Annotated in this window: 13 protein-coding genes; 9 read left to right on the top strand and 4 right to left on the bottom strand. The window is 44.4% G+C overall.

Features of this window, described 5'->3' with window-relative positions; translation table 11 throughout:
* Positions 1–47 precede the first annotated feature (47 nt).
* The gene (locus LBW89_RS20325) at positions 48–917 is read left to right on the top strand and encodes a carbohydrate ABC transporter permease (RefSeq protein WP_148457807.1); all 870 of its coding nucleotides are present in this window, start codon (positions 48–50) and stop codon (positions 915–917) included.
* Positions 914–1,735, top strand: coding sequence for a carbohydrate ABC transporter permease (locus tag LBW89_RS20320; protein WP_148457806.1), 822 nt, complete (start codon positions 914–916; stop codon positions 1,733–1,735). Before LBW89_RS20325 ends, LBW89_RS20320 begins: the two co-directional genes overlap by 4 nt.
* 39 nt (positions 1,736–1,774) lie before the next feature.
* Here the strand turns inward: LBW89_RS20320 and LBW89_RS20315 are convergent, their stop codons facing one another.
* The 3 genes from LBW89_RS20315 to LBW89_RS20305 all read right to left on the bottom strand — a co-directional run bounded on the left by LBW89_RS20315 (position 1,775) and on the right by LBW89_RS20305 (position 5,539).
* The gene (locus LBW89_RS20315; RefSeq protein ID WP_225040109.1) at positions 1,775–3,283 is read right to left on the bottom strand and encodes an alpha/beta hydrolase family protein; all 1,509 of its coding nucleotides are present in this window, start codon (positions 3,281–3,283) and stop codon (positions 1,775–1,777) included.
* Positions 3,284–3,428: 145 nt separating this feature from the next.
* Positions 3,429–4,850: a sensor histidine kinase gene (locus tag LBW89_RS20310; RefSeq protein WP_148457804.1), complete on the bottom strand. Its 1,422-nt coding sequence runs from the start codon at positions 4,848–4,850 to the stop codon at positions 3,429–3,431.
* Positions 4,847–5,539: a response regulator transcription factor gene (locus LBW89_RS20305; protein WP_148457983.1), complete on the bottom strand. Its 693-nt coding sequence runs from the start codon at positions 5,537–5,539 to the stop codon at positions 4,847–4,849. Before LBW89_RS20305 ends, LBW89_RS20310 begins: the two co-directional genes overlap by 4 nt.
* 280 nt (positions 5,540–5,819) lie before the next feature.
* Here LBW89_RS20305 and LBW89_RS20300 point away from each other — a divergent pair, with 280 nt between their 5' ends.
* From LBW89_RS20300 to LBW89_RS20275, 6 genes are all read left to right on the top strand, one after another.
* Complete coding sequence (locus LBW89_RS20300) at positions 5,820–6,731, top strand: ABC transporter ATP-binding protein (protein ID WP_148457803.1); 912 nt, start codon at positions 5,820–5,822, stop codon at positions 6,729–6,731.
* Entirely contained in the window at positions 6,728–7,486 is a 759-nt protein-coding gene (locus LBW89_RS20295) for an ABC transporter permease (protein ID WP_148457802.1), read from the top strand. The genes LBW89_RS20300 and LBW89_RS20295 overlap by 4 nt, the downstream gene beginning before the upstream one ends.
* A gap of 12 nt (positions 7,487–7,498) precedes the next feature.
* The gene (locus LBW89_RS20290) at positions 7,499–8,233 is read left to right on the top strand and encodes an ABC transporter permease (RefSeq protein WP_148457801.1); all 735 of its coding nucleotides are present in this window, start codon (positions 7,499–7,501) and stop codon (positions 8,231–8,233) included.
* Between the two features lie 173 nt (positions 8,234–8,406).
* Positions 8,407–8,718: an ArsR/SmtB family transcription factor gene (locus LBW89_RS20285; RefSeq protein ID WP_211373374.1), complete on the top strand. Its 312-nt coding sequence runs from the start codon at positions 8,407–8,409 to the stop codon at positions 8,716–8,718.
* A 17-nt stretch (positions 8,719–8,735) separates the two neighbouring features.
* Positions 8,736–9,677 carry a cation diffusion facilitator family transporter gene (locus LBW89_RS20280; RefSeq protein ID WP_225040107.1) on the top strand — a complete coding sequence of 314 codons (942 nt, stop codon included), beginning with the start codon at positions 8,736–8,738 and terminating at the stop codon, positions 9,675–9,677.
* An 18-nt stretch (positions 9,678–9,695) separates the two neighbouring features.
* Positions 9,696–10,763, top strand: coding sequence for a flavin-containing monooxygenase (locus LBW89_RS20275; protein WP_225040106.1), 1,068 nt, complete (start codon positions 9,696–9,698; stop codon positions 10,761–10,763).
* Here the strand turns inward: LBW89_RS20275 and LBW89_RS20270 are convergent.
* Positions 10,715–11,431, bottom strand: coding sequence for a MerR family DNA-binding transcriptional regulator (locus LBW89_RS20270; RefSeq protein WP_225040104.1), 717 nt, complete (start codon positions 11,429–11,431; stop codon positions 10,715–10,717). The genes LBW89_RS20275 and LBW89_RS20270 overlap by 49 nt on opposite strands.
* Positions 11,432–11,586: 155 nt before the next feature.
* On the opposite strand from LBW89_RS20270, the gene LBW89_RS20265 reads away from it, so the two are divergent.
* Positions 11,587–12,453, top strand: a complete 867-nt coding sequence (locus tag LBW89_RS20265) for an alpha/beta fold hydrolase (RefSeq protein WP_225040119.1) — start codon at positions 11,587–11,589, stop codon at positions 12,451–12,453.
* The last annotated feature ends 277 nt before the right edge of the window (positions 12,454–12,730 follow it).

The following is a 12,730-nucleotide window of genomic DNA, read 5'->3' as shown; positions in this document are numbered from 1 at the left end:
GGTCCGACTTCGCTTGAGTCAAGCTAGAACAAAGAGGAGGATGGAGGATGACGAGACGTAATTCGGTTTTTTACTGGATGACCATACCGGCTGTACTGCTCTTTTTCCTATTTCACACGTTTCCGGCCCTGCAAGGGGTATATTATTCGTTTACGAATTGGAACGGCTATGGACATAGTTACGATTTCATCGGTTTGAAGAACTATTTCTACCTGTTTCAGGACGGGAATGTGTGGAATTCCTATTGGTTCACCTTTAAGTTTTCCATAGTGACCATGATCCTGATTAATGTGATCAGCTTGTTGATTGCGCTTGGATTAAACGCCAGGATTAAGTCGCGCAACTTCTTCCGTGCGGTTTATTTTCTGCCGAATATTTTAAGCGTACTGATCGTGGGATACATCTTCAATTATTTGTTCTCCAACGTGTTTCCGATTTGGGGGGCGAATCTGGGAAGCGAAACACTGGCGGGCAATATTCTCGGGAGCGGGAAGTTGGCATGGATCGGTGTAACGCTCGTTGCGGTTTGGCAGGGAATCGCTTTTAACACCATTTTGTACTTATCCGGGCTTCAAACGATACCCACCGATATTTATGAGGCTTCCAATCTGGACGGGGCGAGCCGCTGGCAGGAATTCTGGAGAATCACATTTCCGATGATCGCTCCGTTTTTTACCATCAATATGGTGCTGGCCATGAAAAACTCGCTGATGGTGTTCGATTTGATCGTCGCCCTGACCAACGGAGGACCGGGGCGAGCCACGCAATCCATATCCCATTTGATATATACTGGCGGATTCCAGGGCGGCGAATTTGCATACCAATCCGCAAACTCGGTGATCTATTTTATCGTGATTGCGCTCATTTCCATTGTTCAAATCCGATTTTTGCAGAGAAGGGAGACGGAGATGTCATGAGAAGCAGACGCATCAATTGGACCGTAACGATTCTGGTGGCGCTGGGCACTTTATTTATCCTGTTTCCCCTGTACATGGCGATCACGATTTCTCTGAAAAACCAGGAAGATATGCTGGGCTCCGTGTTCGGTTTGCCGACCCACTGGCGGTTTGAGAATTATGCGGAAGCGATCAAGATGACGAATTTTTTTCAAGCTCTCGGAAACAGCGCGTTTGTTACAATAGCAACGGCGGTATTGACCCTGTTGACCAACTCGTTAGTGTCCTATGCGATAGCACGAAATATGGATCGGAAGTTTTTTAAGGGGTTATACTTCTACTTTATCAGCGCCATGTTCATTCCCTTTCCGATCATCATGCTCCCGATCGTGAAGCTGACCTCCGGATTGGGAATGACGAATCTGGTCGGACTGACCATTCTGCACACTGTATACGGTCTCGCGTTTAACGTTTTTGTGTATGTGGGTTATATCCGATCCATCCCGACCGCGTTGGAGGAGGCGGCCAAGGTCGACGGCGCTTCCACCTGGGGAACGTTTTGGCGGATTATTTTTCCGCTGATGATGCCGATCAACGCCACCGTGGGGATTCTGATCTGTCTGTCCACGTATAATGACTTTCTGCTTCCGCTCATTATTATCAGCGACCAGGATAAGTACACGCTGCCCTTGGTCCAGTATATTTTCCAGGGACAGTTCAATACGGAATTCAATCTGGCGTTCGCCTCCTATTTGCTGGCGATGCTCCCGATGATCCTGGTCTACGTATTTGCGCAGAAGTGGATTATTAATGGGGTGACGCAGGGGGCGGTGAAATAGGCTTGAAGGGCAAAGGCACCTTACAAGGTGCCTTTCGCTTTATTTAAACAGTGAGGTGGCGAACTTCATTTCGGGAAAGCGGCTATCCGGTCCCTTCATTAAGTTTCCGCCTTGATTTTTCAGATACATATCGAAGAAATCCAGCATATAGGCATTGATGACGGCGTTCGCTCTTTCGGGTGCAATCTTTCCTGTAACGCCCAGCATTTTGAAAATAGGAGAAATGAACTGGACATCGGTAAAATTCAAATGCTCCGCATTGTCGATATAGAGGACTTGCCCCCCTGCGCCGACCGCTTCGCGCATCCGTTCAAGCTCCAGCTTTTTATCTTCCGTTACTTGATCCATCCACTCTCTTGTTGAACCCGTCCGTTCAAGCTCTTCATCCGTGTAAACCCGGTTGTCCCTCACCATTTTTAATCGTTCATATTCGGTTGCGGAGTGGATGAATAAAAACGGCTTTTGCAGACCCTCTCTGTCACGCAGACGGTAAAGCCCTCCGTCCAAGTCGATTCCAGCCGTGATTCGCGGATCGTAAGCGGCGTCATAGGCCGTCGCTCCGCCGATGGAATGACCGAACACCCCGACATGCTTGAGATCCATTTTCCCTTTAAAACGACTTGGAATCTGCCCCGATTGAATAAGCTCAAACTGGTCTAGCGCAAAAGCCACATCATCGGTTAACACTTTTCCCAATTTATCGCGATTTCCGTTTTCGGTCCGATAATCGTGGTCTGGCGAAAATAAGTCGTTGGTTGTGCTGGTCGTGATTCGACCGTCCGGAAATTCGGTTGCGAATGTATTGAAGGTATGATCGATCACGGCCACGATATATCCGTGACTCGCAAGATTTTCGGCTTGCGACGTATGAAGGAACCTGGAAGAGCCGAAGCCGGGATTCGCAAGGATCAGCGGGTATGAAGTCTGTGACGAAGAGACTTCGGCCCCCGAATAAGCATGACTGGGTACGTATTTCAGGTGTTGAAAAGTAAAGCCGGGAAGGCCGTAGTTCGCCGCCATATAACTTAAAATCCGGGTATCGGGGATAAAGGAGGCGTACTGACCGGTTCCGGTTTGAGCCGGATACCATACCTGAACCATCAATTCTCTCTTACCTGTCGCGGTTGAGCCAAATGTCTCCTCCCTGTTTGAATCGACGAAATGAAAAACTTGCGTGCCTACCTTAAATTCGCCGGTTGGCGCCGGAAGGTCGAATACGGGAAACACATACTGGAAGCACGCCGTCCCGATTAACCCCATCCCAATAAAAAGGCGGCCCAGCACCCTGCGGATTCGCGAGGAAGTCCGAACGGCTTTCTGCTTCTTGAAAACGTCGATTAGCGAAAGTATAAGCATTAGAATCGTAAATCCGTATAAAAATAAAAGCTGAACCCTGTATCCTTCAACAAGTAAATGTATCCCTAATAAAAAGGAGCCTGCTCCGCTTGTTAGGAGCAGAGCCGATCTGCGGATACGTGGATTGACAATGAACAGGAGCGCCAACAAACAAGCGCTCGTAAAGAATAGCAGCATTTCAAAAAGCCTCACGTCAACTCCCCCTAAAAACAAATCCCATCGATGGACAGAATCAGTATACAGGAGCAGCCAGGTTGATACTATTGATCCAGATTACAATTTCCTTAAACGCTCTGTAAGGTTGAACACTTACTTGAAAAAGATGCATCTATAAAGCTTATTCAAGTGAGAAAGTAATTTTATACCGGGTTCCTTGATGAAGCTTACTGTTTATTTTAATATCTCCACCATGAGCTATAATGATTTGCTTTGCAATCGCCATTCCTAATCCTGTTCCGGAATTATTGACAGTTGCGTTTGTCCCCCGGAAGTATCGGTCAAATAAGTGTTCCAAAGTTTCTTGATCCATACCGACTCCATCATCTTCAATTACTACGAGAATTTGTCCGGGATGAGACAGGTCTTCATGAAGCATGATCTTAATTTTAGTTCCGGGTGGGTTATGCTTGATACTATTGGCAATTAAGTTTTCAAATGCTCGATTTAAGTATTTTGATTCCATCTTAAGGTACATTTGTTCTCTATTCGTTTCAAATAAAAACGCCTTGTCTTTTGATTCTGGTAAGCTCTTCAGTTGTTCCAAGATATCTTTAAGGACATTTACAAGGTTTTTTTGCTCGAGTTGCATCGGAACAGCATCATTTTTCAACTGAAAAGTTAAGTTGAAGTCTTCAATTAGTTGTTCCAAATACGCTACTCGTTCTTCCATGATTTTGGAAAATTGACGCACCTTATCTTGTTCCCAATCATATTCTTGTGAAGATAGTAGTACCGTATATCCCTTGATTACAGACAAAGGGGTCTTAAGATCATGTGAAACCCCTGTAAGCCATTCTTCCCTTGTTTTTTCTAATAACTTTCGTTCCTCCGTATTTCTCTGAAGATGGGATGTAAGCTCAGAAAGGGCTAGCATCAATTCCTCATATATTTTATATTCGGTTTTATTTCTCCAGCGTCTCTTGGATTTTAAATTCCAATTACGATTAAAAGGTTCTTCATATTTTCCTTTAGAAAGATTTTCAATCCAAGAAACAATATAGAGTAGAGGAGCACCTAATTGTCTTCCAAAAAATAGAGCAATTAAAATACCAACTACAATAATGGCAAGAATCCATAGATTATTCGCCCAGTATAGAAAAGGATTATTATCTGTCATCGGTTTCCCTAAAACCCACGTTAACTCCCGAGCATCAATCGTTTTATACCAAGTAGATAGCTGATAGCCCTTTTTAGCAGGATACAAGTAATCAGATACTAGTTCGCCAGGAATATAATGAATTGGTATACTTTGGGGTTTATTAAAAGAAAAGATCTCATCCCCCTTATCATCCAGAACTTGTACCCACATTTTATTTTTTCTTAAATCTTCTTTTATCTTCGAGTCTACTGAAACTCCTTGATCAATGATATTCGTATTGTCCACTATTTTACTAATAGATAATCGTGGAGTTTCAATTTTGTTATGACCAAGAAAGAAACTGAAAAGAAGAATGCTGATCACGATAAATAAACCCCAAGTCAGCATTAACCAGAAAAGACGTGAGACGAAGTAATGGGCGACACGATTTCTTAATTTCACGATACATCCTCATCTGTAGCTACCTCAAATATATAGCCAAGTCCGCGAACTGTTTTTATCCATTTTGGTGTGCTAGGATCTTCTTCTATTTTTTCACGTAAACGTCGTATATGTACCATCACTGTACTATCCCCACCAAAAAATTCTCCCCATACATCCTTATAGATTTGATGTTTACTCAAAATTTGGTTAGGGTGTTCGCAAAAATAAAGTAAAAGTTTCATTTCCTGAGTAGGACATTCTACTCTTTCCCCATTCACAGTAAGTTTTCCTGTATTAGGATCTATTTTAAAAAAGCCGAAATCATAAATCTTTTTTCGCGAATACGGGGATGGAATTTTAGTAGAACGTTTTAATTGTGCTTTTACTCGAGCAACCACTTCCAATGGATTAAAAGGCTTTGTAATATAGTCATCTCCTCCGAAACTAAACCCCTGCAATTTATCTAAATCTGCGGTTTTAGCTGTAAGGAACAGTATAGGTACATCGGTCTCCGAACGAATTTTGTTACATAGCGTAAAGCCATCTGTATCAGGTAACATGACATCTAACAAGATAATGTGCGGGTTGTTTTGCGTTGTTATGAAATGCGCCTCTGCTCCATTAGTAGCAGTTAGGCAGTTTTGAAAACCTTCCTTTTCAAAAACGGTTAGTAATAAATCCAAAATGTGTTGATCATCATCCACCATCAAAATTTTATGATCCTCAAGTTTAAAAGTCACATTTAACTCTCCTTCCGATCTCTATGATTATTTTACATGAAAGCCGATTAAAAAAAGCTATTGAGATAAGAATTAAGACTCCGTTTAGATTTCATAATAATCAAAATACTTATATAACGCTTGGTGTTCTAAGAATGTAAATCGTTTCGGGGAAATTAACGGGGACAATCCGTTAAGCGGATGTTTAGGAAAAGTTTCATTCTTGTTTAGTTAATTTCATTTACGATAGAAACGAGGTGAGGAACAGATGAATGATCAAATTTTACTGACAAATGATCTAACCAAAAAGTATAAAAAGCACACGTCGGTAGATGGATTAAATTTGCGGATCGAACGTGGCCAAATTTATGGATTTCTTGGACCCAATGGGGCTGGAAAAACAACAACGATTCGGATGCTGCTGGGATTGATAAAGCCAACAAAGGGGGATATTGAAATTTTTGGTCAAAACCTGAACAATAACCGCCTACAAATTTTACAACGGATTGGATCGTTGGTGGAGTCCCCAACTTACTATGGAAACTTAACCGGTCGTGAAAATTTGGAAGCCGTTCGCCGGTTACGGAATCTCCCGGAAAAACGCGTAAATGAAGTGTTGGAAATCGTTAGATTAACCAAGGTGGCTAACAGGCTGGCCAAGGAATATTCGCTTGGAATGAAGCAGCGTCTAGGGATTGCCGCAGCATTGCTTAGTAATCCGGATTTATTAATACTGGACGAACCGACTAACGGTCTAGATCCGTCTGGTATCCAAGAGATCAGGGAGCTGATTAAAGAATTGCCGGGGGCAGGAATGAGTGTCCTTGTATCTAGCCACTTGTTGAGTGAAATAGATCAAATGGCAACACAAGTAGGGATCATTAATAATGGGAAAATGATATTCCAAGATTCGATTGAACGCTTAAGGCAAAAACGGAAACCGCTACTTAAAGTTGGAGTTAGTGATGTAATGAAAGCGAATGAATTATTAAAAGAGCGAAACTTGAAGACTGATTTACAAGGTGATTTCTTGTGGTTATCTCAAACCGAACCAGCATTTGTTTCAGAAATCAACTCAATTCTAGTTTATTCGGGTCTATCTGTATATCGACTTGAAGAGGTGAAAAGAACACTTGAAGATATCTTCTTAGAATTAACGGGTACCGAGGGAAGCTTATGAAAAATATATTACGGGCAGATAGATTAAAATTAAAACGCTCATCGTTATTCACTATTGTTTTATTGATCCCGTTACTGATCTTGGCCTATGAGCTGGTGAATATCACCTATCGTTCTGAGCTTGTTGAACAACAGGTTGAGATGTTCGGTGCAGGTTCTATGTGGATGTATTTATTGTATGACAATAGTTTGTTATTTGGTCTAGGCTTCCCGTTGGCCGTTACACTGGCTGCCTCAGTGATAGCAAATATTGAACACCAGGCGAATGGATGGAAACAAACCCTTTCCATGCCTATATCAAGAGGAAAAATTTATTTGAGTAAATTTGTTTGGCTAGCAATTAGTCTGTTCTTTTCCACCACTATTTTTCTGATTGGTATGGTTTTACTAGGAAAAGGACTAGCATTTGAAGGAGATATACCATGGGGCTTATTAATCGGCGACTGTTACGGTATGTTGATTACAGTATTACCAATTATGGCCTTTCAATTTTGGTTATCCATGACGATTAAAAATCAGGCGTTCTCCATTCTTATTGGATCCGTTTCGGCTATTATGGGTCTATTTTCAGCTGCTGCTCAAACGACAAGGTGGTTCCCTTTAGCTTATCCAATCCAATCATCAACGGTTATTTTGCAATATGAGGGCATAGGAAATAATCCGGATTTTTCAGCTTTTCTCGTCATCAACCTGATATTAGGTATAATCCTTATGTTTATAGGTTCTAAGCATTTTGCTAAACGGAATGTCCAGTAAGGGGAGATTACTTTGAAAAACGTCTTATATGTAGAACGGTTAAAATTAAAACGCTCCAAGTTGTGGCTACTTCACTTCATAGGTCCCCTTTTAGGCGTATTTCTGGCTTATATTAATTTCTTTAAAAACTATGATCTTTTTATGCAGCCGGGAGATAATGAATGGCTTGAAGCGTGGACACAAGTAGCGCTATTTATGGGTCCTTTTGTACTACCGATCATGGTAGGGATATACGCAGCCGTTGTGTGCAGGAGTGAACATATCGGGGGTGGGTGGAAACAACTGTTGGCCCTACCGATTAAACACTCAGAAATATTTTTAGGGAAATTTGTAACGGTAGTAAAAATGGTGATTTTTACAATGCTAATCTTATTCATCTTTTTTGTGGGTTTTGGTTATATAAAAGGAATGGAAGGGAGTCTTCCAATATTTACAATAATTGGATTCGTGATTAGAGGCATTTTAGCGTGCTTCCCATTGATTCTACTACAACTAATTATATCCATAAGAGCAAAAACATTCGGTATACCCTTAGCGGTTAGTATTGTTTTTACTCTCCCGGCTATTATTGTTGCCAGCACACCTTTAGGACAGATTTATCCTTGGACACAGCCTATGCTAGCGATGTCACCTGAAGATGAATCACCTATTCAATCCTATTTTTTATTTTATACACTAGTGATTGGAATTTTCATAGGTTTACTGATATATGGTTTACGTAGTTTTATAAAACGGGATATAGCTTAACTGACCCTAGACCAGCTTCAACGTGTCGGAATCGGTCCCGGTATCTCTATAATAGCGAAAGGCGACCTTCCGACACGGAAGGTTTTTTTGTGGAACAAAGCCTTGACAAATCATGGCGAACGAATCATAATGCATATATGAGCACATGATCATATATAAATAATAAGGATGTGATGAGATTGGAAGCGAAGGAACATGCATTTTTAACGGAAGAAGAAGTCGAGTCGGTTTCGCAAATTTTTAAGGCCTTGTCGGATCCGACACGGATCAGGCTACTGTATTTGCTTTCGCAGGAGGAATGCTCCGTCAACCATATTGCCGAGGTGCTGGACATGTCGCAATCGGCGGTATCCCATCAGCTAAGTTTCTTGCGGAACAGACGGCTGGTCAAGAAGCGGCGTGAAGGCAATATGCTGTTTTACAGCTGCGATGACGAGCACGTCATTTCACTTTTGCATCAGGCGATCAACCATTGTGAGCATTAGAGAAGGGGGCAACCACTATGCATAACCATTCCCACCACGGGCACAGTCACCACGGCCACGATCATCATGGCCATCAACACGATCACGCCAGGGAAGGAAACAAAAAAGGGCTGGCTATTGCCCTGACGATTACCTTCGGCATTATGTTCCTGGAATTCTTCGGCGGACTTGTCACCAACAGCCTTGCGCTGCTGTCCGACTCCGGGCACATGTTAAGCGATGCCAGCGCGCTTGCGTTAAGCCTGATCGCTTTATGGTTCTCATCCAAGCCGTCTTCAGCGAAGCGGACGTTCGGGTTTCATCGATTTGAAATTTTGACGGCGTTATTCAACGGAATCGTCCTGTTCATCATTGCCGGCGTTATCGTATGGGAGGCCGTACAGCGTTTTGATCATCCACCCGAAGTAGCCAGCGGGTCCATGATGCTTATCGCCTCGGTCGGGCTGCTTGCGAATATCGGGAGCGCCATCGCTTTGATGCGAAAAGGGGATGTAAAGAACAATTTGAATCTCCGCAGTGCATACATCCATGTTATCGGCGACGCCTTGGGATCGGTGGGAGCGATTGTGGCCGGGATCGTGATGATGGCCTTCAAATGGTATCTGGCGGATCCGATCATTTCGATTCTTGTGGCTTTGCTCATTTTGAAAAGCGCGTGGGGAGTCATTTCCCATACGATTCACATTCTGATGGAGGGGGCGCCTGCCGCCATCGATCAGACCGAAGTGAAGAACGCGCTGCTTGCCATTGAAGGGGTGGAGGATGTCCATGACCTTCATATCTGGACGATCACATCAGGCTTCGATTCCTTGAGCGGTCACGTGCTGATTCGAGACGGTGAAGATAACCAGATCATTCTGCAAAAGGCGATTCACATTCTGGAAGAACAATTTCATATTGAGCATTCCACCATCCAAGTGGAGACGGCTAAAATACATCACGGTAAGCTAAATTGCTAGCAGAAGGAGCAGACAGATATGCGCGAATTGGACGTTTTGGTGATCGGGGCAGGACAAGCCGGGCTTGCTATGGGTTACTACTTGAAAAAATCGGAGCTTTCGTTTGAGATATTGGGCATGGAAAAAAGGATCGGGGATACCTGGAGAAACCGATACGATTCCCTGATTCTGTTTACTCCCCGCTGGTACAGTGCGCTCCCTGGGGTTTCCTTGGCGGGGGACCCTCAAGGATTGGCAAGCAAGGATGAAATGGCGGATTACCTGGAGAAATACGCGGAGTATTTTGAACTGCCCGTTAAGCTGGAGACACAAGTGCTGTCCGTTGAAAAAGATAACGAATTTTATATCGTAAAAACGAATAAAGGCCCCTATAAAGTCCTGAATTTAGTCATCGCGACGGGACCTTTCAGCAAACCTCATATTCCGCAGATGGCTGACGGGCTTTCACCGGAAATCTTCCAGATACATACTTCAAGTTACAGGAATGTCGGGCAATTGCACCCGGGAAATGTATTGGTTGTCGGCGCCGGCAATTCGGGAGCGCAAATCGCCGTCGAGCTCGCCGGGGATCGGGAAGTGCATTTATCCGCCGGACATCGGCTTCATTTCTTCCCTTTGCGTCTTGCGGGGAAAAATATCTTTTGGTGGTTTCGGATGCTGGGTATCCTCGATCGGGAGAAGGGGAGCAGGCTGGGGGATTTTTTGAGCCGTCAAAAAGACCCGATATTCGGAACGGAATTGAAGCGGGCCATTGGAATGAATGGTGTGCGGATTAGGCCCCGAACGATCTCCATTGACTCGAATACAGTGACTTTTATGGATTCGACGCAGCTCCGGGTTGATAATATCATTTGGGCTACGGGATTTGTACCGGATTACGGTTGGCTCCACATTCCGGGCGTTCTCGATGGACATGGGCGACCTGTTCATCACCGGGGGATCAGTCCGGTCAAGGGACTATATTACCTTGGCCTGCCATGGCTTACCAGCCGGAAATCTGCGCTTATTGGCGGCGTGGGAGACGACGCGGAGATGGTCTATAACAAGCTTGTCTCCGAATATAATTCAACATATTTCATAAGCTGAGCGATCCCCTGGAACTGCAGGGTTAACCGGCTGTTTAACTTATGCAAAGCCAGTTGAAAGGAACGTTCAACCTTGGCAAAATCCTGCGTTTCCAATTCATTCAACAACTGTTTCATGTGGTCCATATAATAGACCGTTTTCCTCAAGCTGCTGATGACGATAATTTTCCTCAATTCAGCGAGGGAAAAGAGCCGATATCCGTTCTCCCCGTTCCGTTTCGAAACGATGAGCCCTTCTTGTTCCCAGTGCCGGATTGCCGAAGGGTTGACCCCGGCAATTTCGGCCACTTCCCCGATCGTCATCGCTTCCGTAACCTTTACACTCTTGAATTTGCTGAAATCTGCGGTTTGGATCATACCCATGATTTCTTCCATTCGCTGCTTTTCCGTTTGAAGCTGATACAATTGCCGGTTGAGTAGCCAAAAGGCGGCCTCTGTCTCCCCGTGCTTCATTTTCCTCATTGCCTCATAAGCTACGGGAATCTCGAATCCCTTTAACAAAGCTCTGACCGCCTTGAAGGCTTGTACATGAACAAGATCGTAGCATCTTCGGTTGCTGGGCGTGCGGGGCACATCGGGAATTAACCCTAGACTTTCGTATCTTCGCAAAGTGGTCGTGCTTACATGCAATTCACGGGCAACCTGGAGAGGGGTAAACGCGGTATTCACAAGACTCACCTCAAACTTAAAGTATAACCTTCAAGTGCTATAACAATATTTAAAAAGAAGATCGCCGGAAATTCAAGGGCAAATGAGCGACAAACCGAAAGATTGCTTGAATGTTATATGATAGTGGTATCTACGGGGTTAAGGGAGTGTAAATGATGAGAAAAACGGTGCGATTAAACAACCATTCCGAAATCGAGGCGGGGTTGGCCGGCGATCCCAAAAATAAAACAATCATGCTGCCGATCGCCAAAAAGTCGGTCACAGGGGATGAAGCTGAAATGTTAAAGCAGTGGGGAGTCGACCCGGAGTTGGGTAAACGCTTTGTGGACGGGCTGTCCGAACAGTTTCAAGTATTGTACTTTGATTACGAAGGTCATTTATTTCAGCATCCTGAACCCGACCGTCTCACCGCGGATCATATCGCTCGCGATTTGTTGCAAATTGCCGATGAGATGGGGGTCCGGAGCTTCAGCTATTACGGTTATTCCTGGTTAGGGTTGATCGGGCTTCAACTGGCGTTAAGGACGGACCGGCTGGAGAGTCTGATTATGGGCGGTTTCCCCCCTTATGAAGGGCCTTATGAGGAAATGCGGATGGTGACCGAGAAAACTTACCGCTTGGCCGAAATATTCCATGCTGACAATGCGGCTTCAGCGCCGAATCCGAGCCCGGAAGAGGCGGATTGGGACCATATGGAGGTATCCATGGATCCGCGAACCGCCAAACAATTTCTAACGCTTTACCGGAGCTTCAGCGGTTTTGACGATCGGCTTATTCAGGGAGAGCTCAAGATTCCTAGGCTGGCGTTTGCCGGGGAGGAAGACACGATCGTGTATGGTGAAAGATTCGGGAATGTTACGGTAGATATGGCCGGTCTCATGAAAAAGAACCGGACACACTTGGAAATGCTTGGGTGGAACATTGAAATTCTGCAAGGAAAAGGGATGGATCACACCAAAGCGATGCAGCCGGCAGCGGTGTTACCCCTGATTACGCCTTGGCTGATGAGAAATCTGAAGTGAAAACGCTGCTTGGATGGCGCGCCTGAACACCGCTTCCTCTAAGATTCATCCGATCGGGATCGGCTATTTGCCGCAGTTGGGAGTTAGCGGCTGGAAGTCACATTCAGGGGAGTTTGTGTCTTTATAAACGTATACCGGAAGCCGCCGTCTGAAGACTAATGGTCTGAGGACGGTTTTTTTAGTCGGACAGTCGCGGAGGCGCCGCCTTTTCTCAACTCGCTTTATTATCAACTTGGGGTATGTTACTATAATAACAAATAAGTCGCAAGTCATATGA

It is taken from the genome of Paenibacillus sp. alder61 (assembly GCF_020179875.1).
Lineage (GTDB): Bacteria > Bacillota > Bacilli > Paenibacillales > Paenibacillaceae > Fontibacillus > Fontibacillus faecis.
This window is presented reverse-complemented; position numbering and strand designations above follow the sequence as displayed.